The 23,839-nt window shown below is 71.1% G+C and carries 23 protein-coding genes and 1 tRNA gene; 14 read left to right on the plus strand and 10 right to left on the minus strand.

All coding sequences use genetic code 11. From position 1 onward, the window contains the following. The first annotated feature begins 72 nt into the window (after positions 1 to 72). From MTDSW087_RS11150 to MTDSW087_RS11180, 7 genes are all read left to right on the plus strand, one after another. Positions 73 to 537 (plus strand): hypothetical protein, encoded by a 465-nt coding sequence (locus MTDSW087_RS11150; RefSeq protein ID WP_144763784.1) that lies wholly within the window; start codon positions 73 to 75, stop codon positions 535 to 537. A gap of 169 nt (positions 538 to 706) precedes the next feature. Next, positions 707 to 1,435 carry a ribose-5-phosphate isomerase RpiA gene (gene rpiA, locus MTDSW087_RS11155; RefSeq protein WP_144763786.1) on the plus strand — a complete coding sequence of 243 codons (729 nt, stop codon included), beginning with the start codon at positions 707 to 709 and terminating at the stop codon, positions 1,433 to 1,435. A gap of 44 nt (positions 1,436 to 1,479) precedes the next feature. Beyond that, a complete protein-coding gene (locus MTDSW087_RS11160) occupies positions 1,480 to 2,013 on the plus strand; it encodes a DUF2059 domain-containing protein (protein WP_144763787.1) in 534 nt (177 codons plus the stop codon). Positions 2,014 to 2,037: 24 nt separating this feature from the next. After that, positions 2,038 to 3,243 carry an O-antigen ligase family protein gene (locus MTDSW087_RS11165; protein ID WP_144763789.1) on the plus strand — a complete coding sequence of 402 codons (1,206 nt, stop codon included), beginning with the start codon at positions 2,038 to 2,040 and terminating at the stop codon, positions 3,241 to 3,243. Next, on the plus strand, positions 3,240 to 4,625 hold the full coding sequence (gene gor, locus MTDSW087_RS11170) for a glutathione-disulfide reductase (protein ID WP_144763791.1): 1,386 nt from the start codon (positions 3,240 to 3,242) through the stop codon (positions 4,623 to 4,625). Before MTDSW087_RS11165 ends, gor begins: the two co-directional genes overlap by 4 nt. 51 nt (positions 4,626 to 4,676) lie before the next feature. After that, positions 4,677 to 5,003, plus strand: a complete 327-nt coding sequence (locus MTDSW087_RS11175) for an RNA polymerase sigma factor region1.1 domain-containing protein (protein ID WP_144763793.1) — start codon at positions 4,677 to 4,679, stop codon at positions 5,001 to 5,003. A 149-nt stretch (positions 5,004 to 5,152) separates the two neighbouring features. Further along, entirely contained in the window at positions 5,153 to 6,535 is a 1,383-nt protein-coding gene (locus MTDSW087_RS11180; RefSeq protein ID WP_144763795.1) for a class II 3-deoxy-7-phosphoheptulonate synthase, read from the plus strand. Positions 6,536 to 6,731: 196 nt separating this feature from the next. Here MTDSW087_RS11180 and MTDSW087_RS11185 read toward each other — a convergent pair whose 3' ends face one another. Continuing rightward, positions 6,732 to 9,605, minus strand: coding sequence for an EAL domain-containing protein (locus MTDSW087_RS11185; protein WP_306421682.1), 2,874 nt, complete (start codon positions 9,603 to 9,605; stop codon positions 6,732 to 6,734). Between the two features lie 201 nt (positions 9,606 to 9,806). Between MTDSW087_RS11185 and MTDSW087_RS11190 the strand changes: the two genes are divergently transcribed. Continuing rightward, on the plus strand, positions 9,807 to 10,172 hold the full coding sequence (locus tag MTDSW087_RS11190; protein ID WP_186383807.1) for a cupredoxin domain-containing protein: 366 nt from the start codon (positions 9,807 to 9,809) through the stop codon (positions 10,170 to 10,172). 298 nt (positions 10,173 to 10,470) lie between these two features. Here MTDSW087_RS11190 and MTDSW087_RS11195 read toward each other — a convergent pair whose 3' ends face one another. Beyond that, entirely contained in the window at positions 10,471 to 11,745 is a 1,275-nt protein-coding gene (locus tag MTDSW087_RS11195) for an efflux RND transporter periplasmic adaptor subunit (RefSeq protein WP_144763798.1), read from the minus strand. A gap of 255 nt (positions 11,746 to 12,000) precedes the next feature. Beyond that, positions 12,001 to 12,075, minus strand: a tRNA-Val gene (locus MTDSW087_RS11200). 200 nt (positions 12,076 to 12,275) lie between these two features. Here MTDSW087_RS11200 and MTDSW087_RS11205 point away from each other — a divergent pair. From MTDSW087_RS11205 to MTDSW087_RS11215, 3 genes are read left to right on the plus strand one after another with little or no spacing between them, the layout of a single operon-like run. After that, complete coding sequence (locus MTDSW087_RS11205; RefSeq protein ID WP_144763923.1) at positions 12,276 to 12,575, plus strand: Rdx family protein; 300 nt, start codon at positions 12,276 to 12,278, stop codon at positions 12,573 to 12,575. A 56-nt stretch (positions 12,576 to 12,631) separates the two neighbouring features. Then, positions 12,632 to 14,884, plus strand: coding sequence for a sensor histidine kinase (locus MTDSW087_RS11210; protein ID WP_238178887.1), 2,253 nt, complete (start codon positions 12,632 to 12,634; stop codon positions 14,882 to 14,884). A gap of 23 nt (positions 14,885 to 14,907) precedes the next feature. Then, positions 14,908 to 15,792: an alpha/beta fold hydrolase gene (locus tag MTDSW087_RS11215; protein WP_373321938.1), complete on the plus strand. Its 885-nt coding sequence runs from the start codon at positions 14,908 to 14,910 to the stop codon at positions 15,790 to 15,792. Here MTDSW087_RS11215 and MTDSW087_RS11220 read toward each other — a convergent pair. Continuing rightward, positions 15,767 to 16,165, minus strand: a complete 399-nt coding sequence (locus tag MTDSW087_RS11220; protein ID WP_144763802.1) for a DUF3775 domain-containing protein — start codon at positions 16,163 to 16,165, stop codon at positions 15,767 to 15,769. The two genes, MTDSW087_RS11215 and MTDSW087_RS11220, sit on opposite strands and share 26 nt — an antisense overlap. Before the next feature lie 237 nt (positions 16,166 to 16,402). Between MTDSW087_RS11220 and MTDSW087_RS11225 the strand changes: the two genes are divergently transcribed. From MTDSW087_RS11225 to MTDSW087_RS11235, 3 genes are all read left to right on the plus strand, one after another. After that, on the plus strand, positions 16,403 to 17,857 hold the full coding sequence (locus MTDSW087_RS11225) for a hypothetical protein (protein ID WP_238178885.1): 1,455 nt from the start codon (positions 16,403 to 16,405) through the stop codon (positions 17,855 to 17,857). Between the two features lie 267 nt (positions 17,858 to 18,124). Beyond that, positions 18,125 to 19,273 (plus strand): GGDEF domain-containing protein, encoded by a 1,149-nt coding sequence (locus tag MTDSW087_RS11230; protein ID WP_144763804.1) that lies wholly within the window; start codon positions 18,125 to 18,127, stop codon positions 19,271 to 19,273. Positions 19,274 to 19,283: 10 nt separating this feature from the next. Further along, the gene (locus MTDSW087_RS11235) at positions 19,284 to 19,490 is read left to right on the plus strand and encodes a SlyX family protein (RefSeq protein ID WP_144763806.1); all 207 of its coding nucleotides are present in this window, start codon (positions 19,284 to 19,286) and stop codon (positions 19,488 to 19,490) included. 16 nt (positions 19,491 to 19,506) lie between these two features. Here the strand turns inward: MTDSW087_RS11235 and MTDSW087_RS11240 are convergent, their stop codons facing one another. From MTDSW087_RS11240 to MTDSW087_RS11265, 6 genes are read right to left on the minus strand one after another with little or no spacing between them, the layout of a single operon-like run. After that, positions 19,507 to 20,130 carry a response regulator transcription factor gene (locus tag MTDSW087_RS11240; protein ID WP_144763808.1) on the minus strand — a complete coding sequence of 208 codons (624 nt, stop codon included), beginning with the start codon at positions 20,128 to 20,130 and terminating at the stop codon, positions 19,507 to 19,509. Continuing rightward, positions 20,127 to 20,624, minus strand: a complete 498-nt coding sequence (locus MTDSW087_RS11245; protein ID WP_144763810.1) for a hypothetical protein — start codon at positions 20,622 to 20,624, stop codon at positions 20,127 to 20,129. The genes MTDSW087_RS11240 and MTDSW087_RS11245 overlap by 4 nt, the downstream gene beginning before the upstream one ends. Further along, positions 20,621 to 21,547, minus strand: a complete 927-nt coding sequence (locus MTDSW087_RS11250; RefSeq protein ID WP_144763811.1) for a YncE family protein — start codon at positions 21,545 to 21,547, stop codon at positions 20,621 to 20,623. Before MTDSW087_RS11250 ends, MTDSW087_RS11245 begins: the two co-directional genes overlap by 4 nt. Continuing rightward, a complete protein-coding gene (locus MTDSW087_RS11255; protein WP_144763813.1) occupies positions 21,544 to 22,089 on the minus strand; it encodes an SRPBCC family protein in 546 nt (181 codons plus the stop codon). The genes MTDSW087_RS11250 and MTDSW087_RS11255 overlap by 4 nt, the downstream gene beginning before the upstream one ends. Continuing rightward, complete coding sequence (locus tag MTDSW087_RS11260) at positions 22,080 to 23,087, minus strand: vWA domain-containing protein (RefSeq protein ID WP_144763815.1); 1,008 nt, start codon at positions 23,085 to 23,087, stop codon at positions 22,080 to 22,082. Before MTDSW087_RS11260 ends, MTDSW087_RS11255 begins: the two co-directional genes overlap by 10 nt. Continuing rightward, positions 23,084 to 23,665: an MxaK protein gene (locus MTDSW087_RS11265; RefSeq protein ID WP_373321937.1), complete on the minus strand. Its 582-nt coding sequence runs from the start codon at positions 23,663 to 23,665 to the stop codon at positions 23,084 to 23,086. The genes MTDSW087_RS11260 and MTDSW087_RS11265 overlap by 4 nt, the downstream gene beginning before the upstream one ends. Between the last annotated feature and the right edge of the window lie 174 nt (positions 23,666 to 23,839).

The following is a 23,839-nucleotide window of genomic DNA, read 5'->3' on the forward strand; positions in this document are numbered from 1 at the left end:
GCGCGCGCCCGGTGCCCTCAACTTGCCCGATTGGCCCTGAAGAGGGAGGGGGTCTCATCCGGACCGCTCCCCATGATGCCTCGCGCCGCACTCGTCTCGCTCTGCCTCGGCCTCTGGGCCACGGCCGCCTCCGCCGCCTCCTTCGAGTTCGTGCCCGCGCCCCAGGCCGACCTCAACCGGATGTACCGGGTCGACAAGGTCACCGGCGAGGTCGTCTCCTGCCAGTACGGGTTGCAGGAGAGCGGCGGCGGCATCGGCCTCACCGTCTGCTTCGGCCCCGGCGAGGGCGCCGGCCCGCAGCCGCCCTCCGAGTACGGGCTCGTGGCGACGCGCCACACCCGCGAGGCGGGAGTGTTCCGCGTCAACTACCGCACCGGCGAGATGAGCATCTGCTTCGTGCTGGTGAAGAAGGAGCAGGTGGTCTGCACCCAGCAGGCCAACCCCGCCGCCGACGGGGCGGCCGACGGCCCGCCCGCCGGCGCGGCCCAGGGCCGGGCGGGCGCCGGCGCGACCTCGACGCAGGGCGGCCGGCCCTGAGGGCGGGATGACAGCGGGCGGCCGGTGGTCAAGATCGGCGTTCCTGTCGCGCCGCGGCCATGCTAGGGGCGCCCGCATCCGCCGAGGACGCGGCCCGTCCGGGCCGGGCCTCCCGCTCCCTTACCCCGTGCCCGCCTGACCCGGGCCGGCATCCGCGATCGCGACCGACATGAGCGCAACCGACACGAGCGGGCCCGACCTGCGCCGCGCCGCGGCCGCCCGCGCCCTCGATCTCGTCAAGCCCGGCATGCGGCTCGGCCTCGGCACCGGCTCGACGGCCGCAGCCTTCGTGACGCTGCTGGGCGAGCGCGTCCGGGCCGGCCTCGACGTGGTCGGCGTCCCGACCTCCGAGGCGACCCGGGCCCAGGCCGAGCGCGAGGGCATCCGCCTCGCCACTCTGGACGAGATGCCGCAGCTCGACCTGACCATCGACGGGGCGGACGAGGTCGACAGCTCCCTGCGCCTCATCAAGGGCGGCGGCGCTGCGCTGCTGCGCGAGAAGATCGTCGCCTGTGCCAGCCGGCGGATGGTGGTGATCGCGGACGCGGCAAAGCGCGTCGACACGCTCGGCGCCTTCCCGCTGCCGATCGAGGTAAACCCCTTCGGCCTCGCCGCGACGCATCTGGCGGTCGCGGCGGCCATCGGGAAGGCCGGCTGCACCGGCGGAATCCGCCTGCGCGCCGCCGCTGACGGCACCCCGGTCGTCACGGATGGCGGGCACCGCATCATCGATGCCCATCTCGGCAGCATCCCCGATCCCGAGGCCCTCTCGACCGCGCTCTGGGCGGTGCCCGGCGTCGTCGAGCACGGCCTCTTCCTCGGTATCGCCTCCGCCGCGATCCTCGCCTCGGCGCGGGACGGCCAGGCGCACGTCACCGTCCTGGGCGATCTCGGCTGAGGCCTTCGCCGAGTTCCTCTCGTCTCGTCCTTGGGAATCCCGCCATGACCCGCCGTCTCCTCGCCGCCGCCGCGGTGCTCGCCATCGCCGCGCCCGGCATCGCCGCGGCGCAGGCCCAGAAGCCTGCGCCGGCGACCCAGGCTGCGGCGCCCGCCGGCCCGAGCGCCGCGCACATCGCCCTCGCCCGCGAGGTCGTCCTTTCCTCAGGCATCGCCCGCTCGTTCGATTCGGTGATCCCGGCCTTCGCCGAGCAGATCCGCCAGCAGGCGGTGACGCGGCCGGAGATCCAGAAGGATCTCGACGAGGTCCTGAAGAGCCTGGAGCCGGAGATGGAGCTGCAGAAGCAGCGCATGGTCACCATCACGGCCCGCATCTATGCGGAGAAGCTCACCGAGCCGGAGCTGAAGGAGATCGGCACCTTCTTCCGCTCTGGCCCCGGCAAGCGCTACGTCGAGACCCAGCCCATCGTGCTCGACCAGATGGTCCAGGCCATGCAGAACTGGACGCAGGAAGTCTCCGAATACGTGATGGTGCGGGTGCGCGCCGAGATGGGCAAGCGCGGCCACCAGTTGCAGTAGCCGTCCCCGGCGAGCCCGATGCCCATGGGTGCCGCGGCCGGCTTCTACGGCGCGGGCGCGGCGACGCTCGCGCTGATGCCGCTCGCGATGACGCTCGCCAATCGGTCGAGCCCCGTCGTCGCGGCCGTCGCGGCGCTCCTCTTCCTGGCCGGCCGTCTCGCCGAGGCGCCCCGCTGTACCGCCCGGATCCTCGCCGCGCCCCTGACGACGCCCCCCGGCATCGCCGCTCTCGCCTTCCTCGGCTGGTGTCTCGTCTCCTGCGCCTGGAGCCCCTTCCCGGAGGCCTCCGCCCGCGCGGCGCGGGAATTCGCGCCGACGCTGGTGGCGGCCTATCTCCTCGCCCGGCTCGCGCCCGGGCGGCTGCCGGGCTTCGTGGGGCCCCTCGCGCTGCTTGCTGTGGCGGCCTCCGGTCTCCTCATCGCGGTGGGGCTCGCCTACGACCTGCCGCTGCAGCGGCTGCTCGGCCAGCGCGCCATCGCCTTCGTCTACAATCGACCGGCCATGATCCTGGTGCTGATCATGGCGCCGCTGGCGCTGGTTCTGTGGCGGAGCGGGCGGCGGCTCGCCGCGCTCGCTCTGCTCGCCTTCGCCCTGCTCGGCATCCTGCGCTCGATCAGCGGGGCGGCCATGCTCGGGCTCGCGGCGGGCCTTGTCATGGCCCTCCTCGCCTGGCTGCTGCCGCGGCGGCTCGCCGTAGGCATCGCCGGCCTCGGCCTCGGCCTCGCCGTCGTGCTGGCGCCTGTCGAGGGCGACCTCCTCCTGCGCCTGATGCCGGAGGCGGCGCATGCGCGGCTGGAACATTCCTCCTCCCGCGCCCGGGTCGCGATCGCGCGCAGCTTCGGGGCGGCGGCCGCGGCCGATCCGTGGCGCGGGGCGGGGTTCGGCGTCGCGCCGCGTTTCGCCGAGACGCCGGTGGCGGCGCGGATCGAGCCGGAACTGCGCCCGATGCTCGCGGTCGGCCACCCGCATAACAGCTTTCTGCAGGTCTGGACCGAACTCGGCCTGCCCGGCGCCGTCCTGCTGACCCTCGTCCTGCTCCTCGCTCTGCGTGCGGCGGCGGGACTCGACCGGCCGGACCGGGTTGCGGCGCTCGCCCTCGTCACGGCGGCGGCGGCCGTCGCCTTCGTCGAGCACAACGCCTGGGCGGCGTGGTGGACGGCCGGGCTCGGTGCTGCCATCACGTGGCTGCGCGAGGCCGGTCTTCGCGCAGAGCGGAGCGGACAGGGATGAGCGAAGGCTTCGACGTCGACCTCTTCGTCATCGGCGGCGGCTCGGGCGGGGTCCGCGCGGCGCGGATCTCGGCGGGCTACGGCGCGAAGGTGATGCTCGCCGAGGAGTACCGGGTCGGCGGCACCTGCGTGATCCGCGGCTGCGTGCCCAAGAAGCTGATGGTCTATGCCGGCCGCTTCGCGGACGAGTTCGAGGATGCGGCCGGCTTCGGCTGGAGCGTCGAGGCGCCGCGCTTCGACTGGTCGGTCCTGAAGGCGCGCCGCGACGCCGAGGTGACCCGGCTCGAGGGCATCTACGACGCCAACCTGATCCGTTCCGGCGTCGAGATCGTGCCGGAGCGCGCGGTAATCGAGGATGCGCAGACCGTGCGCCTCGTCGGCTCGGACCGGCGGGTGCGGGCCCGGTATATTCTCGTCGCGGTGGGCGCGATGCCGGTGAAGGAGCCGCTCATTCCCGGCGCGGAGCTCGCCATCACCTCGAACGAGGTGTTCGAATTGGAGACGCAGCCCGAGCGCATCCTCGTGGTCGGCGGCGGCTACATCGCCGTGGAATTCGCGGGCGTGTTCGCAGGTCTCGGCTCGAAGACCACGCTGCTCCACCGCGGCGACAGGCTCCTGCGCGGCTTCGACGACGAGATCCGTGACGCGCTGGGCCAGGCCTATGCCGAGCGCATGGACCTGCGCCTCGGGCGCACCGTGCAGCGCCTGGAGCGGGCAGGGGAGGGCATCCGGGCGCATCTCGACGACGGCGCCAGCCTCGATGTCGATCAGGTGCTGGTGGCGACCGGGCGGCGCCCGAACGTCGCGGGCCTCGGCTTGGAGGGCGTGGGTATCGCGCTCGACGGCGCGGGCGCGATTCCCGTCGACGCCTATTCCCAGACCGCGGTCCCCTCGATCTACGCGGTCGGCGACGTCACCAACCGGGCGAACCTGACCCCCGTCGCCATTCGCGAGGGCCACGCCTTCGCCGATACGGTGTTCGGCAAGAGGCCGGCCTGCGTCGATCACCGTCTGATCCCGACCGCGGTGTTCTCGACACCCGAGATCGGCGTCGTCGGCCACAACGAGGATGTGGCCCGGCAGGTCTACGGCGAGATCGACGTCTACAAGGCGGCCTTCCGCCCGATGAAGGCGACGCTCTCGGGCCGGAACGAGCGTACGCTGATGAAGGTCATCGTCGATTGCGCCAGCGACAAGGTGGTCGGTGTCCACGTCTTCGGCCACGATGCGGGCGAGATCATCCAGGCGGTCGGCATCGCGGTGACCATGGGCGCGACCAAGGCCGATTTCGACCGGACCATCGCGGTCCACCCGACCGCGTCGGAGGAACTGGTGACCATGCGCGTCCCCGCGGTCACCAAGGCGCCGGTCGGGGTTGGTTAGAGCTTCAGCGTCGGGGCTCGACGCGGCGCATCCTCGGTCCATATCAGGCACATGGGCAAGCGGGCATCAGGCAAGGGGCAGCCGGGGCGGGATGACGGCGCGCATGCGCGCCGGCAGGCCATCATCGACGGCATGCTGGCCGATGCCCTGCGCCCGGCCTTCAGCTACCGCCTGCCGAGCCAGGAGGCATTGCCCGCCGACATCCGGCGCGCGATCGACACGCTGCTCGCCAAGGCCGCGGCCCAGCGCAGCCGCTGCCTGACCTACGAGGACCTCGAGGAGGCCCTGCCGCCGCGCGACGTCTCGGCGGAGGATCTGGAGGCGATCTTCTGGATCCTGGCCGAGCACGGCATCGAGGTCGAGGACGGGGATCTCTGATCCGGCCCCCGCTGTCGGCGCTGCTTGCGCCGGTCGCAGGTCGGACCCGGCAAGGTCGCACTCGCGCGCGCCCGGAAAGCTCTCTATAAGCGCCGCTTCGCGCGATTCCGCGCGCGATGAAGCCGCAGAGAGGTGCGGGGAGTTTCGTGATGGCCGAGCGTTGGACACCGAAGACGTGGCGCAACCTGCCGATCCAGCAGGTCCCCGCCTATCCGGACGCTGCGGCCCTCCAGGCGGTCGAGGCGCAGATCACGAGCTTTCCACCGTTGGTCTTTGCAGGTGAGGCGCGCAAGCTGAAGGCGTCGCTCGCCCGCGTCGCCACCGGCGAGGCCTTCCTCCTGCAGGGCGGCGACTGCGCCGAGAGCTTCGACGAGCACTCCGCCGACAACATCCGCGACTTCTTCCGCGTCTTCCTGCAGATGGCGCTGGTGCTCACCTTCGCGGGCAGCTCGCCCGTGGTGAAGGTCGGCCGCATCGCGGGCCAGTTCGCCAAGCCCCGGTCCTCGCCGACCGAGACCCTCGACGGGGTCGCGCTGCCGAGCTACCGCGGCGACATCGTCAACGGCATCGGCTTCACGGAAGAGGCCCGCGTGCCTGATCCGCGCCGCCAGCTCGAGGCCTACCGGCAGTCGGCGGCGACGCTGAACCTGCTGCGCGCCTTCGCGACCGGCGGCTACGCCAATCTCGAGAACGCGCATCGCTGGATGCTGGGCTTCGTGAAGGACAGCCCCCAATCCTCGCGCTACCAGGACGTGGCCGGCCGCATGTCGGACGCGCTGCACTTCATGCGCGCCATCGGGATCAATCCCGAGACGCACCAGGAGGTGCGCACCACCGACTTCTACACCAGCCACGAGGCCCTGCTGCTCGGCTACGAGGAGGCGCTGACCCGCGTCGATTCGACGAGCGGCGACTGGTACGCCACCTCGGGCCACATGCTCTGGATCGGCGACCGCACCCGCCAGCCGGACCACGCGCATGTGGAATACGCCCGCGGCATCCGGAACCCGATCGGCCTCAAATGCGGGCCCTCGATGACGCCGGAGGGGCTGCTCGGCCTGATCGACCAGCTCAACCCGGAGAACGAGGCCGGGCGCCTGTCCCTGATCTGCCGCTTCGGCGCGGACAAGGTCGCCGAGCACCTGCCGAAGCTCGTCCGGGCGGTGAAGCGCGAGGGCCGCAGCGTGGTCTGGGTCTGCGACCCGATGCACGGCAACACCATCTCGGCCGGTCGCTACAAGACGCGTCCGTTCGAGCGGGTGATGCAGGAGATCGAGGGCTTCTTCGGCGTCCACCGCGCCGAGGGCACGATCGCCGGCGGCATCCATCTGGAGATGACCGGCAAGGACGTCACCGAGTGCACGGGCGGCGCCCGGGCGCTGACGGCGGACGACCTTCAGGACCGCTACCACACCTACTGCGACCCGCGCCTCAACGCGGAGCAGGCGCTGGAGGTGGCCTTCCTCACCGCCGAGCTGATCAAGCGCGAGCGCGCCGAGATCGAGCGCCCGCGCCTCGACGCGGCGGAGTGAGATCGAGACGGCGGCGGGACGGATCCGTCCCGCCGCCCCTTCCTCACCGCAGCCAGTTCGTGAAGAAGTAGATCAGCAGGATGATCGGCAGCGGAATGCCGATGAGCCAGAGCAGACCACCTTTGAGCATCGCGGAACTCCTACAACCGTAAGCGGCGTTGAAACCGCGCAGCTGACGGCATGGTTCCGGGGATTCTCAGGCGATCGCGCGCTCCGTGCCGTTCCACCGTTCGAGCACGCCCGCGACGTCGGAAGCCGGCACCGGGCGGCTGAACAGGTAGCCCTGAACCTCGTCGCAGCCCTCGGCGCGCAGCCGCGCCAATTGGGCGTCGGTCTCGACGCCCTCGGCCGTCACCGTCATGCCGAGGCTGCCCCCGAGCCCGATCACCGCGCGCACGATGAAGTCGGTGCCGTCCGGCTCGCCGAGATGGCGGACGAAGGACTGGTCGATCTTGATCTTGTCGAAGGGGAAGCTGCGCAGGTAGCTGAGCGACGAGTAGCCGGTGCCGAAATCGTCCATCGACACCCGCACCCCGAGCCCCTTGAGGCTGTGCAGGATCGCCGTGGTCGCGCCGGGATTGCCGACAAGCACGGATTCGGTGATCTCCAGTTCCAGCCGGTGGCCGGAGAGCCCGGTGGCGCGCAGGGTCTCGCGCACGGCGGTGACGAGGCTCGCCGAGGTGAACTGCACCGCCGAGACGTTGACGGCGATCTTCAGGTCGGCCGGCCAGCGGCTCGCCTCCTCGCAGGCCCGGCGCAGCACCCATTCGCCGAGCGGCACGATCAGGCCGATCTCCTCGGCGAGGGGGATGAACTCGGCGGGCGAGACCGGCCCGCGCACCGGGTGGAACCAGCGCAGCAGGGCCTCGAAGCCGCAGACGCGCTCGGTGGCGAGGTCGTAGATCGGCTGGTAGTGGACGTTGAAGGCGCCGGCCGCCAGGGCGTCGCGCAGGTCGCGCTCGAGCAGGCGCTTGGCCTGGATGCGCGCGTCCATCTCCGGCTCGAAGAAGCGGAACGCGCCCCGCGCCTCCGCCTTGGCGCGGTCGAGGGCCATGTCGGCGCTCTTCATGAGCCGTTCCCCGCTCATGCCGTCGCCGGGTGCCAGCGCGATGCCGGTGGTGACGCCGAGCGTGACGCGGTGGCTCGACAGGATGTAGGGCGCGCTGACCACTTCGCCGATGCGCTTGGCGAGGACGACGGCATCCTCCGCCCGCTCGACGCCGCGCTGGATGATGGCGAACTCGTCGGCGCCGAGGCGGGCGACGCAATCGACCTCCCGCACGCAGGCGCAGAGCCGGTTGGCCACCGCCTGCAGCACCTCGTCGCCGACGACCCGACCGAGGGTGTCGTTGATCGGGCGGAAGCCGTCGATGTCGATCGAGAGGAGCGCGAAGCCGCTGTCGCGCCCGGCCTGCGCGATCGCGCCCTCGATCTGCTCCGCGAATTTCAGGCGGTTCGGCAGGCCGGTGAGCACGTCGTGATGGGCGAGGAAGGCGATGCGCTCCTCGGCCTGGCGGCGCTCGGTCACGTCCTCGTAGGTCGCCACGAAGCCGCCATCGCCGGTGCCGCGGCCCATGATCGCGATGATGCGCCCGGTCTCCGTGGTCTGGAACAGCGTGTTGGCGAAGCCCTGGCCGAAGGCGGCCTGCGTCTCGCGCAGCAGATCCTCGACCTTGCGGCCCTGCATCGTGCCGCTCTCGACGTTGCGGGCCAGCACCTCCAGCGCGGTCATGCCGGGCGCCACGGCAGCGGGCGGAAGCCCGTAGATCTCGCCGTAGCGGCGGTTGACCACCATCAGGCGATGGTTGGCGTCATACAGGCAAAGGCCCTGCGACATGTTGTCGAGGGCCGCGTCGAGGCGCCGGTTGGTCTCCGTCAGGCGTTGCTCCTGCTCCATCAGCTGCGTGACGTCGCTGCACACGGCGACGAAGCCGCCGCCTTGGATCGGACTGCGACTGACCCGCAGCCAACGCCCGTCCGACAGGCGCCTCTTGCCGTCCTCGGCGAGCGCCCACCCGTATTCCGAGACCGGCTCCGCGCCGGGGCCGGGCATCGCGGCCGTGCCCGCTTCGACCGCCTCCCCGAGCCCCTTGAAGAAATGCACGGCCTGGGCGTTGGCGACCACGATCCGGCCGCCCGCATCGACGACGACGATTCCCTCGCGCGAGCTCTGGAGGGCGTCGGAGAGGAGCGCCTCCGCCGAGCGGCGCTGGCTCACCTCGCGCTCCATCATCGCGCGGATGTTGTCCCGCATGGTGGCCATCGCGGTGAGCAGGCGGCCGAGCTCGTCGCGGCGCCCGGTCGGGATCGCGTCGTCGAGGCGTCCGGCCGCGATGCGCTGCGCCACCGCCGAGGCGGCCGAGAGCGGGCCGATGATACGCCGATGCAGCAGCCATGCGACGATGGCGGCGAGCACCATGGCCGCGCCGACGGAGAGGGCGGTGAAGCGGATCTGATCGGCCACCACCGCGCGGGCCGATTGCCGGAAGGCGAAGCCGTCGCCGGCGGTGTAGTTCACGAGGAGGTCGATCTGGCCGTCGACCAGGGCGGCCTGGTGGTCGAGGGCGTCCCAGGCCTCGCTGCGAACCTCGGATTGCTCGGGATGGAAGCCCCGGCGCATCTCGTCCCAGGCGGTCACGCCGGCCTGCACCGACTCGGCGGCGCGACGGGCGCGGATCGACTGCGAGCGCTCGACCGCGATGGTGAGGTCCTCGGCGAGCGTCACGACGAGGTCGGCGATCTCCTGGTCGAGCTTGCCGATCACCGCGGCATTGCGCGACTCGACGCGGCGGGCGAAGGCGGAGCGCATCTTGGCGAAATCCGCCGCGGTCGCCCGGGCGTAATTGATCGACATGAGCGACTCGTCGTAGGTCCGGTGGACGAGGTCGCCGACCTGCTGGATGCCCCCGATCGCGTAGAGACCGAGCGCGCCGGTGATCAGGCTCATGGTCAGGAAGGCGAACAGGATCCGGCCGCGGATCGTGGAGACCGCGTCGGAGACGCTCCGCCCGAGCGCGCTTGCGCGCTGGCTCAGGGGGGCGATCGGCCCTGTCGTCCGATAAGGGGTCAAGTCAGGCTCTGTCGGTTGGGCCAGGTCCCATGAAAATCGACGCAAGACCTTAAGATGGAATTAGCCGCGCGGCCGCGCATTCGGCGCGATCCACTGCACGCAGGAGAACGTTTTTCGGTCCGCAACCTGAAAGAATTCGTCAACACATTGCATCCTAGTCATCGCATGCGCGCCCGATCAGGCGGGCGGACGAGGATTTCCATGCGCCTCACCGGCCCTCACACCCGTCCGGGCGGACTCGTCGCGCTGGCGGCCTGCTTCGCCGCGATCCTGGCCGCCGGCTCGCTCCTGGCGACCCGGCTCGAAGCCTCCGGATTCCTGGTCTCGCAGAAGGGGCGCGCCTTCCAGCCGGGCAGCCTCGTGATCGGCCGCGGCGACACGATCACCATCGTCAACGACGACAGCGACCTGATGCATCACGCCTATATCGAATCCGAGGCGTTCAGCTTCGATTCCGGCGATCAGGCACCCGGCAGCCGCACGGCGATCACCTTCCCGAAGAGCGGCAGCTTCCAGGTGCTCTGCGGCATCCACCCGAAGATGAAGTTGAACGTCCGCGTGAACTGAGCGGCTATTCGCGCGGGACCGAGCAGGCTCTCCAACCCGCCGATCCCTTCCATCCACCGCATCCTGAGGTGCCGCAGCGAAGCGAAGGCCTCGAAGGAGGCCTCAAGGGATCACGGAGCTTGCTGGAGGCCTCCTTCGAGGCTCGGCTGACGCCTCGCACCTCAGGATGAGGTGGATGGGTGGGACGAGCCGAATCTCCGCATGAGGATCGGTCGATTCCATTCAAATCAGGCTCCGAGCGCGGCTCGGGCCGGCGCCTTCCACTGCGGAGCCGGCAACCGGCTCGGCGGAAGCAATTCTACCGATTGGCGGCCTGCAACGGCCGCTCCTGGCCGGGATCGTCCCGGCGCTCGTAGGATTGGTTGTCGCGCAGGTCGGTCGGCGGGCTGAGCACGACGCGCTCCTGGCCCGAGAGCCCCTGGTCGAGCTCGATGGTCTGGCCGAAATCGCGCTTCACCCGGACGCTGCGCCACTCGACCCGGCCGTCCTCGTTCGCGACCACGACCTGGGTGCCGCGCTGGTTGAAGACCAGCGCCTCGGACGGGATCACCACCGCCGGCTCCACCCGCGGGATCTTGAGGCTGACATAGACGTAGAGGCCGGCCCGCAGCGCCCCGTCGGGATTGGGCACGTCGACCTGGGTGGTGAGCGTGCGCGAGGCGGTCAGCAGCGCCACCGAGGAGCGCTCGACCTGCCCGCGGAAGGTGCGGTCCGGCATCTGAGGAACCCGGATCGCCGCCTCGACGCCGGGCCGGACGCCGACGGCGGCGTTCTGCGGCACGTTCACGCTGATCCTCAGGACATCGTCGCGGTCCATGCTGAGGAGCGCGGTGCCGCCGCCATCCGCCTTGACGAGGTCGCCGACATCGACGCTGCGCGTCGTCACCACGCCGTCGAAGGGGGCGACCACGTCCTTGAAGCCCGTCAGCGCCTTGAGCCGGTCGACGGTGGCCTCCTGCGCCTTGAGATTCGCCTCGGCCACCTTCACGCCGGCTTCCGCCGCTGCGAGGTTGGCCGTCTGGCTCAGCACGCTCGCCTGAGAATTGTCCGCCGTCTGGCGCGAGGCCCAGCCCTGCGTCGCCAGCGTCGAGGTGCGGTTGTTCGTGAGGTTGGCGAGATTGACGGTGGCCCGGGCCTGATCGACCTGGGCCTTGGCCTGCAGCAGCTGCGCCCGGTTCTGGCCGACCTGCGCCTCCGCCTGGGCGAGCTGCTGGTCGAGGTCGGGGGCGGCGATGCGCAGCAGGATGTCGCCGGTCTTCACCCGCGAGCCGATGTCGACGCGGCGCTCGGCAATGTAGCCCGTGGCCCGGGCGGAGATCGCCGCGCGGGCGAAGGCCTGGGTCTCGCCGGGCAGCGTCAGGTCCACCGGCTTGTCCGTGCGCAGGGCGGCGGCGGTGCGCAGGCGCGGCACGAAGGTCTGGACCTTGCGCTGCGTCTCCGCCGCGTCGGCGCGCTGGCGCCAATGGCCGTAGCCGCCCCAGCCGACCAGCCCGAGGCCGACGAGGCCGACGAGGAGGAAGGGGGATTTTCCGGGCGGAGGCGGGATGTCGCTCGAGTCGCCGTGGGCCTTCATGATCCTGCGCCCTCAGCGGTAGCACGGGTGTACGGTATACCGGAGCAGACGACCCGAACAGGGCGCCGCAAGGACGCAGCCATCGGGGATGGGGACGGAGCTGGACTGTGCACCGGTGACGGATCGTCTCGCTGGGAGGGTCGGAGAGGCCGGCACCGGAGGGCGCGGGCCGAGCCTGCGCGGGACGGGTTAGCCGGCCGCGGTTTCCGGATTATGTCCGGCGCGGCCCGTGCATTCCATCGATGGTCGGGGAGATGGTGGACGGTGCAGGGATCGAACCTGCGACCTTTCCCGTGTGAAGGGAACGCACTACCGCTGTGCTAACCGTCCGTGCCGGCGCGGGTCAGCGCCGAGGCATTGCCCGCGGCGCTCGGCGCCCGGGACGGGGCCTTCTAGGGCGCGACGGGGCGCCGCGTCAAGGCTCCTGTTGGGCTTGCCCGCGCATGGTGGGCGGCGATCGGTCTCCGACACCCCCGGCGCGCTGCGTCGGGCGGTTGACAAGGCTCCGTGCACGGTGCGCCATGCCGACCATGGACGAGACGCCCGAGACCGCGCGCAAGCCGCGGATCGCCATCACCTACTGCACGCGGTGCAACTGGCTGTTGCGGTCGGCGTGGATGGCGCAGGAACTCCTGTCCACCTTCGGAGAGGATCTCGGCGCGGTCGCGCTGGTTCCCTCCAGCGGCGGGGCCTTCAGCATCGTGGTGGACGGGGAGACGATCTGGGAGCGGGTCCGCGACGGCGGCTTTCCCGACGTGAAGGCGCTGAAGCAGCGCGTGCGCGACCGCCTCGACCCGAACCGCGATCTCGGTCATATCGACCGACCATGAACCGACCGGCGATCACGGGGCGCGAGGAACCGGCAGGTCAGGCTGTGCCCGGAGCGATGCCCGGAGCGATGCCCGGGGCCGTGCCGGACGCCGTGCCGACCGAGCCGCCGGCCGAGGCGCGGGCGGCCGCGCAGTCCGGGGCGATCGGCGGCCGGAAGCCGGGCTGGCTCACGCGCCGCTTCGGGAGCAACGGGTTCTCCACGCAGGTCTACCTGGTCGCGCTCGTGATCGCGCTGATCGGGCCGGGCCTGCTGTTCACGGCGATCCTGCTGATGCGGTACGCCGCGGCCGAGCGCGCCCGGTTCGAGCAGGATGCCCGCGAGAACGTGCGCGGCATCGCCCTCTCGGTCGACCGCGACACGGCGGGCCTCGTCTCCGTGCTCCAGACGCTCGCGACGTCGCCGCGCCTGCGGGCCGGGGACTTCGACGCCTTCGATGCCCAGGCCCGGCTGGTGCGCGACGCCATCGACCTCGACATCATCCTTCGCAAGCCCGACGGGCAGCAGCTGGTGAATACCGGTGTCAAGCGCGGCGCGCCGCTGCCGGTGACCGCGCTTCCCTTCGACGCGGAGATCGCGGCCGGCACGCAGCGCGCCATGGTCTCCGGCTACGTGCCGGGCCCGATGCCGGACCAGGCGACCTATGCCGTCGCCGTCCCCGTCATGGTGGAGGGCGACGTGCCCTTCATCCTCAGCTTCAGTGCGCCCCTCAACCGGCTCCAGGGCATCCTCGCCCGCGAGGTCGTCGAGGGCTGGACCACGGGCATCTCCGACCGTGACCAGACGGTGCTCGCCCGGCTGCCCGATCCGGGAGCCGTGGTGGGGCGGCCCCGGCTCGGGACCTTGCGGCAGGTCCAGACCGCGACGCCGGGGGTCTGGGAGGGCAAGGACCGGCAGCGCCGGCCCGTGGTGGTGGTCGAGGCCCGCTCGCGGCTCACCGGCTGGACGGTGGGGGCGAGCATCCCGCAGACCCTGGTGGATGCCCGCCTGCGCCGCTGGACCTGGGCCTTCGGCGGCTTCGGCCTCCTCGTCCTCGCCACCTCGTCCGTGCTCGCCGTGAACCTGTGGTCGCGGGTCTCGCGGCCTCTGCGCCAGCTCGCGGCGTCCGGCCCGGCGCTCGCCCGCGGCGAGGCGATCCCCCGCATCGCCTCGCCGGTGCACGAGATCCGGCGCCTCGCCGACGTGCTCTCCGACGCCTCGCTGCGCCTGCGCACCCGCGAGGCCGAGCGCGACCGGGCGCTCGACGACGCCAAGCGCGGCCTCTCGGCCCTGCGCGAGAGCGAGGCGCGCTTCCGGCACATGGCCGATTCGGCCCCGGCGCTGATCTGGATGACGGACGAGAACGCCGAGGTCAGCTTCGTCAACATGCATTTCGACCATCTCTTCGGCATCCCGGCCGTCGAGCTGGCCAATTCCGGCTGGCGCCGGATCGTGCACCCCGATGATGTCGACGCCTTCTCCGATGCCTTCTCGGACGCTTTCGCGGCGCGCATCCCCTTCCGAACGGAAGTCCGCGTCATCGATCGCGGCGGCGCCGTGCGCTGGCTGCGCTGCGAGGGCGTGCACCGGCTCGACGATTCCGGGCGCTTCCTCGGCTATACGGGCTGCAACGTCGACATCACCGATGCGAAGTTCGCCGAGGAGCACCTGCTGCTCCTGATCCACGAGCTGAACCACCGCGTGAAGAACACGCTCGCCACGGTGCAGTCGATCGCCAACCAGTCCCTGCGCGGCCTCGACGGCGAAGCGGCGGACGCGGCCCGGGCCGCCTTCGAGGCGCGCCTGCTGGCGCTCGCCCGCGTCCACGACGTGCTCACCCGCGAGAGCTGGGAGGGAGCGGAGCTCGGCGCCGTGGTGGCCGACGCGATCCGCCCGCTCGAGGCCGGCGAGGCGGAGGCCTCGCGCTTCGCCGTGGAGGGTCCCTCGCTCCGCCTGCCGCCGCGCGTCGCTCTTTCCATCGCTATGGCCTTGCACGAATTGGGCACCAACGCGGTGAAGTACGGCGCTCTCTCCTGCGAAACTGGCCACGTCTCAATCACCTGGACGGTGCGCCGCGAGGAAGAGACACGCCTCACGCTCCGCTGGGCCGAGAGCGGCGGTCCGCTGGTGACGAAGCCGACGCGCACGGGATTCGGCTCGCGCCTGATCGAGCGTGGCCTCGCCCGGGAACTCGCCGGCGAGGTGCACCTCAACTACGAGCCGGCCGGCGTGGTCTGTACCATCGATGCGCCCGTGCCGCCGCCCGGCCTTCTGGAGCGCAAGGCCGGGATCGCGCCGCCCCGGATCGCGCCGCTCCCGTTGCCGGGCTGATCCACGGAAGGTGTTAGCCGGTGGTGACGGTCGGAATCACGTTCGGCTTCGTCGACTTGGCCGACCTGCGCATCCATCTTGCCGAGGCCGGCCCGTCCGATGGCGCGCCGACCATCCTGCTGCATGGCTTTCCTGAATTCTGGTTCGGCTGGCGTCACCAGATCGGCCCGCTCGCCGCATCCGGCCTGCGCCTCCTCGTGCCGGACCAGCGCGGCTACAACCTCAGTGGCAAGCCGAAGGGGATCGCGGCCTACCATCTCGACCGCCTCGCCGCCGACATCCCCGCGCTTGCCGATGCGCGCGGGATCGGTCGCTTCAACCTTATTGGACACGATTGGGGTGGCCTCGTCGCGTGGTGGATCGCCAGCTTCCACCCGGACAGGGTCGAGCGCCTCGCCATCCTCAACGCGCCGCATCCCGGCATCGCAGACGCCTATATGCGGCGTCATCCAGGGCAATGGGTGCGAAGCGCCTACGTCGCGCTGTTCCAGATCCCGCGCTGGCCCGAGGCGAGCCTGCTCGGCCGGGACTGCGCCGCCTTGCGCAATGCCCTAGCGGATACGAGCCGGCGAGGCATCTTCTCGGAGGCCGACCTCGACCGCTACGCCGCATCCTGGGTCCAGCCAGGCGCGATGACCGCGATGCTGAACTGGTATCGCGCCCTGGTCCGCCTTCCGCGCCGAGACGCGCCTCCGGTGCGGGCGCCGACCCTGGTGATCTGGGGCCGGCGCGACCACGCGCTGCAGTCCGGCCTCGCCGAGGCGAGCTTGGACCTCTGCAAGGACGGTCGCATCGTTTGGCTCCCTGAGGCGACCCATTGGGTCCAGCATGAGGAGGCTGCGCGTGTGAATGCGGTGCTCCTCGAAATCCTGGATCGACGCATCAATCCTGTGGCAGGTCCGGAGTGATGCCGAGGCGGTCGAGGCCCTCTTCCAGAAGATCGCTCGCATTCGGAACACCGAGCAGTTCGCGCGCCGCGCCTTCGCCCGCCGCCTCACGATCCCGGGCGAAGCGCACCGCGTCGGCCCATTCCTCCGGCTCCATGTCGCCGCGCCCGACATAGAGCAGGGCGAGGAGGTTCGCCCGCTCGTCGTCGTTGAGGCTCTCGATCGCGCCGCGGATCTCCCGCTCCGTCGCGTCGTCAGTTCCCGAGACCAGCACGTCGGTTGAGCCGTCATCGATCGGGTTCGAGCCCGAATCCGGGTCGGTGGCTCCTTCCTTCACCTCGACGGCGCGCAGTCGCAGGACAAATTCGGTGACCTTGTCGACGGCAATATCCATGAGACGCTCCAACTGATACGGGCCCGTTCGGCGAGCATGTCCGCTCTTGAACGGATCGACCGGGGATTCGATCCCAGGAAGGTCCGGGCCTCCGAGCCGGCAACCAGCGAGGACGCGGACGGTTCGCGCTCGTCGCGGTGCCCTGCATCCGGCGAATGCAAGGGCGCAGGGAGCGATTGCCGGGTTCCGCGCGTTCCGGGCGTGAAGCGAGGCCGTGGGGAACTGGCGGGGAGGACGATGATCGCCGGCATGAGGAGCGCCCACGAGACCGGAAGCTGGATGTCAGCCCTTATCGCGTGTGCCGGCTTCCTCGCCGCGCTGATGCTCGGCCTGCACGCGGCCGTTCCGGTTCCCGTGCGGGCGCAGGCGGATGCCTTGCCGCCGACATGCTTCCGGACTGGCGGCGGTACGCTGGAGATCTGCCGGGACGGGGCCGAGGCGGAGGGCGTCTTCTACGCACCGGATCCCTGCGCCTTCGCCCGCGGCGTGCAGGTTATGCGGCTCGCCACGAGCGACAGGCCGGGACCGCTTCAGGTGATCTATCACGGAGAGACGCCGCTGAACGAAGGACGCGGACAAAAGCCCTGCATCGAGCGCCGTGCCGTCGATCCGAGCGACAGCGGCGCGGTGCGGGCGGGCCGCGTGGTCGAGCAGCTCGCCACGTCGATGCCACCCAACGTGGCACGCTTGTGGGAGGATGTCCGACCCCCGGAGCGTCCGCACCGGGGCCGCGGCCGGACGGATGCCGCATCATCGTCCGCGACGGAAGTCGGCATCGGCCCACGCGACCCGATCGTCGTGGCGGGCCGCGACTGGGCCGGCGAGGAGTACTTCCACGTCTTCCTGATCGCTACGGCCGGTGAGGGCGACCAGGCAAGACGCGTTCAGATCCAGGCGCGGACCTACGATTTCGAGACCTTCGACGTCCGGAGCCGCACAGCGGACGGGTACGGCGTCGCCTGGACCCCTTTCACGAGCGCGCGCAATCGCGTCTCCACTGGGCCGGCGGCGGTCCTCGACGAGATGGGTCGACCGATCGTTGGCAATTGCTTGGGCGAAGGTACCGATGCGCCGGGGCTCAGAGGCTCGATCAGCGTCGTCGATCAGACTTACCACTACTTCTACACCGACGTGGTGCCGGAGGATTGCCGCGAGCCCGCCGCCCAGCGGCGTACCGCGCTCTACCTTCGCACCGCCCGCGATCTCAATGCTCCGCGCGTCTGGTCGGCGCCCCGCGCGCTCGTCCAGGGATTGCCGGCGGGAAGCTTCGTACGCGTCGCTAAGGCGAAGGGAATGGAGCGCTGGGTCGTCTCCTACGCCTGCCGCCGGCCGGCCAACGCCCCGGGTGGCCCCGTCCCGGACATCTGTTTGCAATACACTGCCGACCTCTCCCTCGACGGGATCGGCCAGCTCAAGCTCTACGCGGATCCGATCGCTGCGCAGCGCTCCCCAGCCTATCTCGGCCTGCGCTCGGGCGGCGACGGCAGCGGGCGCTACGACCGGACAGCGCATTCATGGATGACGGACCGCTACGGAAACCTCGAGACACCGAACACCTTTTCGCTCAAGGCGGGCTTCCTGACCTGGCTGGACCGGCTCGCGCCCCGCACCGATGGCGGCGAGGCTTCGAGCCTGTACGGACGTCCGACCTATTGGGCGACCTGGACTGTCCGCTCTGTCGCGCCACGATGAGAATTGCTATGCCGGCGAAGTGGTGACATCGCGGGCGCGAAATTCAATTGCGATCGCCAGTCACGATCCGGTTGAAGGAATAATTTAAGAAAGATCTCGATTTATGACGTGGCCGTATTTGAGGCTCCTCCTGTCGTAGCCCAGCGCTCGACCGGTGCAGCCCCAGCGTCTATACGCCCTCCTGTTGCGGGGCATCGATCCACCGAAATCCGCGATTGCGTCCTGCAGCGTCTACCACGATCGTGATCAGAGGGTGAGAAGCGAGCGATGCGCCTCGACGTCACGACCCTCCTGATCGTGACCTTCGCGCTGACCTTTCTGGTTGGCCTGCTGTTCCTGCTCTCGTGGCGCCAGTCGCGCGACATGCCGGCGCTTCTAGTCTGGGGCATCGCGCATCTTGCGGGTTCGGTCGCATCGGTTGGCCTCGCCCTTCGCGGGCAGGTTCCGGATGCCGTCTCGATCGGGCTCGCGAACACCGTGATGATCGCGGCCTACGGGCTAATCTGGAGCGGCATCCGCATGTTCGAGGGCCGCCCGTTCCGTCCAGTCGCGACCTTCACGGGCGCTGCTCTCTGGGCCGTACTGTGCCTCGTGCCGGCCTTCTACGATTCGATCGTGGCCCGGATCATCGTCGCCTCGGCCATCGCCGTCGCATATACCGGCCACGGGGCGGTGATGTTCTGGCGCGGGGGCCACGAGCCTCTGGCATCGCGCAGGCCGGCGGCTCTCCTGCTTGCCGCCTATGCGGCCTGCTACGTGGTCCGCATCCCCACTACGCTCCTGATGCCACCGACCGAGGTCCGCAACCCGCTCGCGTCGAGCTGGGTGACGGTATTGTGCCTCGCCTCAATGCTGTTCACGCTGGTCGTCGCCTTTCTGTTCACGGCATTGGCCAAGGAACGTGCTGAGCATCGCCAGCGCGTCGCTGCATCGACGGATCCGCTGACCGGCGTCGCCAATCGCCGCGCCTTCTTCGATCGCGCCGAGACCCTGGCGGCGAGCGGAAGGCCGCTGACGCTGGTCCTGTTCGACCTCGATCATTTCAAGGCGATCAACGACAGATTCGGCCATGCGATCGGCGACACGGTGCTCGTAGGATTCTGCGAGGTGGCGTGCACGTTACTGCCGCCCGGTTCGCTGTTCGGCCGGCTCGGCGGCGAAGAGTTCGGCTGCCTGCTTGTCGCTCGCGAGCCGGACGCGGTCGTCGCCCAGGTCGAGTGTGTGCGCCAGGCTTTCTCCGCCATCAGGGTCGCCGACCTTCCGGACCTGCGTCTCGGCGCGAGTGCGGGTGTGGCGTGCGGGACCGGTGCACGATTCGACGTGTTGATGCGGCGCGCGGATGCGGCGCTCTACGCAGCCAAGCGTGGTGGCCGCGATCGGGTCGCGGTAGCAGAACCCGTTTTGAAGGCGGCGTGACGAGGCGATGATGGAAGAGGTGAAGCGGCTGACGCGGCTGGAGATGCGCCTGACCGAGCACGATGCGACAATCGACGACCTTAATCGCATCGTCACCGAGCAGTGGCGTCTGATCGACCGGCTGACGCGCCAGATTTCCGCAATGCAGGAGCAGGTTGAAACGCTTGCGGAGCGCGCGGGCCCCCGCGCTCCTGAGCCGCCCCCGCCGCATTACTGATCGAATTCGAAGAACCTTATTTCGCCTGCTGCGGCGATTCGAGCTTCTTCCGTATCGAAGAGCACGAGTTGACGACGCTTCGATAGCCGATCGAAAGCCGATCCGCTATGTTTCGATAACTGGTTCCTTCCTTCATAAGGATGTAGATCTGAAGCTCGCGAGCATTCAGCGCACTATGTTTTTGCTGATCAAATGATTGATTGAGTGCTGCAATAGCCGTTGCAAGGGGGTGGGGGAGGTGGGGGTGGTTTTGGCGCACGCTGGCGAAGGCTTCGAGGAAATCCTGCACCGGCAGGTCCTTGAACATGAAGCCGCTGGCGCCCGCCTCAAGGCAGCGCGCGGCGATGACGGGGTCGCGATGCATGCTGAGGACGAGGATGCGCGCCTTCGCCTCGAGCGCGCGCATGCGGCGGATGAGCGAGAGCCCGGCGAGCCCGTTGCCCTCGAAGGCGAGGTCGACCACCGCGATGTCGGGCCGGATGCGGTGGAACAGGCGGTAGCCGGCGACCGGATCGCCCGCCTCGAACAGGCTCGCGACGCCGGCATCCTCCAGGATCCGCCGGATCCCCTGCCGCACGATCGGGTGGTCGTCCACGATCAGCACGCGCGTCCCGGGGGGAATGGTCGTCGGGCCCTTCATGGCCTGTCCTGTGCGGCGTAGCGCTCGCGCAGGCGCGCGAGGGCCGCGTCCCGGGCGAGGCCGGCGCGGCGGATGGTGACGTAGTGCTGGCACAACTCGCCGTAGAGCTGGCGGCGCCCGCTGGCGGCGGCCACCCCGGTGAGGTCGCCGATCAGGGCGGCCGGCCTCTCGGCGGCGCCGATCTCGGCGAGCATCGCCTCGAGCTGCGCCGTGCGGTTGGCGATCATGCGCGGATCCTCGACGAAGCTCTGCCGCGCGGCAGCGAGGCTCGCCCGGAGGCTCCCGAGGGCGCTCGGATCGACGCCGCCGCCGCCGGCCGCGCGCCGGGCGAGCCAGAGCGCCGGCTCGGTCGCGTCGGTCGGGCCGAGCCAGTCGGCATCGGAGGCGGGCCGGTCGCTGCGCGCGGCGACCGTTCCGGGCTCGCGCTCCCGGTCCTCCTCGCCGCAGCCGGCGAGCAGCAGCGCGGCGAGGCCGAGGGCGGCCAGCCGCCTCACCGCCCGGCCCCGCCCGGATCGGCCGGCAGCGCCAGGGCCGCGCGCGGGCCGCCGGGAACCTTGCGCCGCGCCACCTCGCGCATCTGCGTCAGGTCGATCACCGAGACGTCGTCCGAGAACCAGTTCGCCACGTAGGCGCGCCCGTCCGCCACCGCGATCCCCTCGGGATAGCGGCCCACCGGGATCGTCGCCGTGAGGGCGAGCTCCGCGTCGAGCACCGAGACCGTGCCGGATTCCTGGTTCGTCACCAGGATCCGGCCGTCCTCAACGGCCACGCCGTAGGGGCTGCGCCCGGCCGGCCGGGTCGCGAGCGCGCTCAGCGCGGCGGTGTCGATGGCGGTCAGGTCGTTGCTGCGGACGTTGCCGACATAGAGGCGGCGCCCGTCCGGCGACAGGGCCAGCGCGAAGGGGGCGCGGCCGACGCCGATGCGGGCGAGCCAGGCCATGGTGGCGCCGTCCACCACCGCGACGGAATCGCCCCCGCGCTCGGCCACGAACACGCGGCCGGCCCCGTCGCGCACCAGCCCCGCCGGCTCCGGCCCGAGCGCGACCTCCGCCTCGACGGCGCCGCTCCGCGCATCGATCCGGACGAGCCGGCCGCCCTGCCAGTCGCCGACGAAGAGCGCGCGCCCGTCCGGCGAGACGGCGATGCCGAAGGGCAGGCGCCGCAGAACGCGGCCCGTGCCGGCCTCGACGGCGCTGATCACGCTCCGGTCGGGATGCGTCAGGTAGAGCGTGCCGTCCAGCGCCGCCGCGAGTCCGGCCGGCCCGGCGCCCACGGGGGCCGCCTCCGCCGGCCGGTCGACCCGGGTCACCGCGCCGCCATCCTGGCTCGCCACATAGACCGCCGCCCCGGCCGGCAGAGGCGCCGAAAGGAGCCAAACCGCGAGCAGAGCCGCGAGCGCGGTGCGAGGCCCCCTCACGGCGCGCCCTTTCCTTCGAGCTTCGCCTTCAGCCCCCTCAGCCCGTCGCCGAAATAGCGCTCCATCGCGGCGCGCCCGGCGGCGTCGCTCAATTCCTCCGGCGGCTCGTTGCCGGTGTCGCCCCGGTAGAAGCGCCCGGCCCAGGAGACCTTCGAGCCCGCCCCCTCCGGCGTCACCGTGAGGGTGGCGGAATAGGAGGAGACCGGCAGCGCCTTCAGGTCGGGCTCGCCCATCCGGTAGGAATAGGTCATCGTCTCGGCCTTCCACTCGTCGAGCCCCTCGTCGAGGGTGCCGCCGCTCTTGAGCGTCACCTTCCGGCTCGCGCCCTCGCCGTCGCCGCCGGTCGCCTCCACCTTCGTCACGTCCGGATGCCAGGCGCCGATCCCGCCGAACGCGCCGACCGCCTTCCAGACCGCAGCCGGGGGCGCGGCGACGGTGATCGTCTGCTCGACCTTTTGCGGGGTCGGGCCGTGGGCGAGCGCCGCCGTGGCGGCGAGGGCGAACAGGAGGGTCGGAAGCCGTACAAGGTGGGTCAGGCGCATGCGGTGTCTCGAGCCTTTCGGAGGGTGAGGCGCCCGGTCCGGGCGCCGAGCGGCGCGGCCGCGAAGGCCGCGAGCACGAGGAGGAGGGCGGCCGTGCCGAGGAGCGGCCGCAGGTCGAGCCGGCCGGGCACGGGCCGGGCGGCCGCTGCGGCGCGCAAGGGAGTGTCGAGGGAGGCCGGCCCGTCGAGATGGGCGTAGGCGAGCCCGGTCCGGGCGGCGAGATCCTTGAGATGGTCCTCGCGCACCGAGGAGAGGTGCTCGCTGCCTTGCGCCGCGGCCGCGCCGAAGGGCGCGTTGCGCGGGTTGTAGCCGTCGCGGGATTCGGCATCGGCCGGGGGCGGCCCGAAGCGGTTCTCCTGCTGCACCTCGGTCTCGGCGTAGAAGCCGATCTCGCGCCCGCGATCGTTGAATTTCGGGATCGGCGAGAGGGCGTAGCCGCCCACCCCGACGATCAGGCCCCGCACCGCGCCGGGCCTGCCCTCGAAGGGCGGCGTCTGGCCGCGCGGCAGCGGCGGCGCCTCCTGGCCGTCCGTGACGAAGAGGAGATCGGTGCCGAGGTCCCCCGCCATCTCCACGGCGCGGTAGAGCCCGGCGGAGATCCGGCTGTCGGCCTCCCAGGCCATGCGCCAGTCGAGGGCGGCGAGCGCCCCGTCGATGGGGGCGAAGCCGTCGCAGACCTCGACCGGGGCGAAGAGCAGGAAGGGCCGGCGCTCGGTGAACAGGCCGAGCGCGAGGCGCGAGCCGCAGGGCAGGCCGGCGAGCAGGTGGCGCAAAGCCGCCTTCGCCGCCTCCAGCCGGCTCTGCGGCCGTCCGTCCGCGGAAGAGTCCCGCACGTTCATGCTGCCGGTGATGTCGATGACGGCGAGCACCTGCACGCCGTCGCGGGTCAGCGGCAGCGGTGGCACCGTGAGGGCCGCCAGCACGAGCAGGCCGGCCCCGGCGAGCAGCCGGAAGCGCCCGTCGCGGAGATTGCGCCGCCAGGGCAGGCCGATCCTCACGGTGCCCCCCGCGGCTGGCCGGGAATGTCGGTCCAGATCTTTTTCGGCTCAGCCTTCAACTCGTCGCCGACCTGGCGATCCATCTCGGGGAAGTCGCGGATCAGCCGGGAGGCGATGTCGAGGTTGAACTTGGCGTCCCAGAAATCCGGCCGCGCCTGGAGCGCGCGCCGGTATTCCTGGCGGGCGAGCACGATGAGCGGCCCGGCCGGGTCGAGCTGGCTGCGTTCGATGAGGTCGAGGGCACGGCGCAGGCGGGCATTGCCGAGGGCGTAGCGGGCGCGGGCCAGGAGCGCCGGCGCCTGCCGTCCTTCGAGGGCGACGACCAGGGGCTCCATCTCCTCGGTGGCGTCGCGATGGGCGAGGTGGAGCACCCGCGCGAGGAGGAGCGGCGCGGGGGCGTCAGGGGTCACCGGCCGGTCCCGGCCCGCTTCGAGGGCGGCGATCTCCCGGTTCACCGCCGCCGCCCGCCAGGACAGGACGGCCCCGGCGAGCGCGCCCGCGAGGAGCAGGGCGGGGAGGGCGATGAGGAGGCCCGGCCGGAGGCGGGGCCAGGCCGTGCGGAGGATGTCAGCGGGCATGGCGGCCTGCTGCTTCCAAAGAGGCGCGGGCATCCCCTCTCCCCGCCGGGCGGGGAGAGGCCCGCAGGCACCCTGTCGTGCCTGCGGGAAGCGCAGGCGAAGCCGGAGCGGCGGTGAGGGGGCGCCGCCGGAAGAGACTCCTCAGGAATCGCTCCCTCACCGTCGCCTGCCGCC

The organism is Methylobacterium dankookense (assembly GCF_902141855.1).
Taxonomy (GTDB): domain Bacteria; phylum Pseudomonadota; class Alphaproteobacteria; order Rhizobiales; family Beijerinckiaceae; genus Methylobacterium; species Methylobacterium dankookense.

Excerpts from the sequence above, each read along its gene's own strand:
- MTDSW087_RS11225 (WP_238178885.1), top strand. The coding sequence starts at position 16,403 with ATGATCGCCGGCATGAGGAGCGCCCACGAGACCGGAAGCTGGATGTCA.
- MTDSW087_RS11160 (WP_144763787.1), top strand. The coding sequence starts at position 1,480 with ATGACCCGCCGTCTCCTCGCCGCCGCCGCGGTGCTCGCCATCGCCGCG.
- MTDSW087_RS11195 (WP_144763798.1), bottom strand. The coding sequence starts at position 11,745 with ATGAAGGCCCACGGCGACTCGAGCGACATCCCGCCTCCGCCCGGAAAA.
- MTDSW087_RS11150 (WP_144763784.1), top strand. The coding sequence starts at position 73 with ATGATGCCTCGCGCCGCACTCGTCTCGCTCTGCCTCGGCCTCTGGGCC.
- MTDSW087_RS11235 (WP_144763806.1), top strand. The coding sequence starts at position 19,284 with ATGGAAGAGGTGAAGCGGCTGACGCGGCTGGAGATGCGCCTGACCGAG.
- MTDSW087_RS11165 (WP_144763789.1), top strand. The coding sequence starts at position 2,038 with ATGGGTGCCGCGGCCGGCTTCTACGGCGCGGGCGCGGCGACGCTCGCG.
- MTDSW087_RS11175 (WP_144763793.1), top strand. The coding sequence starts at position 4,677 with ATGGGCAAGCGGGCATCAGGCAAGGGGCAGCCGGGGCGGGATGACGGC.
- MTDSW087_RS11230 (WP_144763804.1), top strand. The coding sequence starts at position 18,125 with ATGCGCCTCGACGTCACGACCCTCCTGATCGTGACCTTCGCGCTGACC.
- MTDSW087_RS11220 (WP_144763802.1), bottom strand. The coding sequence starts at position 16,165 with ATGGATATTGCCGTCGACAAGGTCACCGAATTTGTCCTGCGACTGCGC.
- MTDSW087_RS11255 (WP_144763813.1), bottom strand. The coding sequence starts at position 22,089 with ATGCGCCTGACCCACCTTGTACGGCTTCCGACCCTCCTGTTCGCCCTC.
- MTDSW087_RS11205 (WP_144763923.1), top strand. The coding sequence starts at position 12,276 with ATGGACGAGACGCCCGAGACCGCGCGCAAGCCGCGGATCGCCATCACC.
- MTDSW087_RS11180 (WP_144763795.1), top strand. The coding sequence starts at position 5,153 with ATGGCCGAGCGTTGGACACCGAAGACGTGGCGCAACCTGCCGATCCAG.
- rpiA (WP_144763786.1), top strand. The coding sequence starts at position 707 with ATGAGCGCAACCGACACGAGCGGGCCCGACCTGCGCCGCGCCGCGGCC.
- MTDSW087_RS11265 (WP_373321937.1), bottom strand. The coding sequence starts at position 23,665 with ATGCCCGCTGACATCCTCCGCACGGCCTGGCCCCGCCTCCGGCCGGGC.
- gor (WP_144763791.1), top strand. The coding sequence starts at position 3,240 with ATGAGCGAAGGCTTCGACGTCGACCTCTTCGTCATCGGCGGCGGCTCG.
- MTDSW087_RS11240 (WP_144763808.1), bottom strand. The coding sequence starts at position 20,130 with ATGAAGGGCCCGACGACCATTCCCCCCGGGACGCGCGTGCTGATCGTG.
- MTDSW087_RS11190 (WP_186383807.1), top strand. The coding sequence starts at position 9,807 with ATGCGCCTCACCGGCCCTCACACCCGTCCGGGCGGACTCGTCGCGCTG.
- MTDSW087_RS11210 (WP_238178887.1), top strand. The coding sequence starts at position 12,632 with ATGCCCGGAGCGATGCCCGGGGCCGTGCCGGACGCCGTGCCGACCGAG.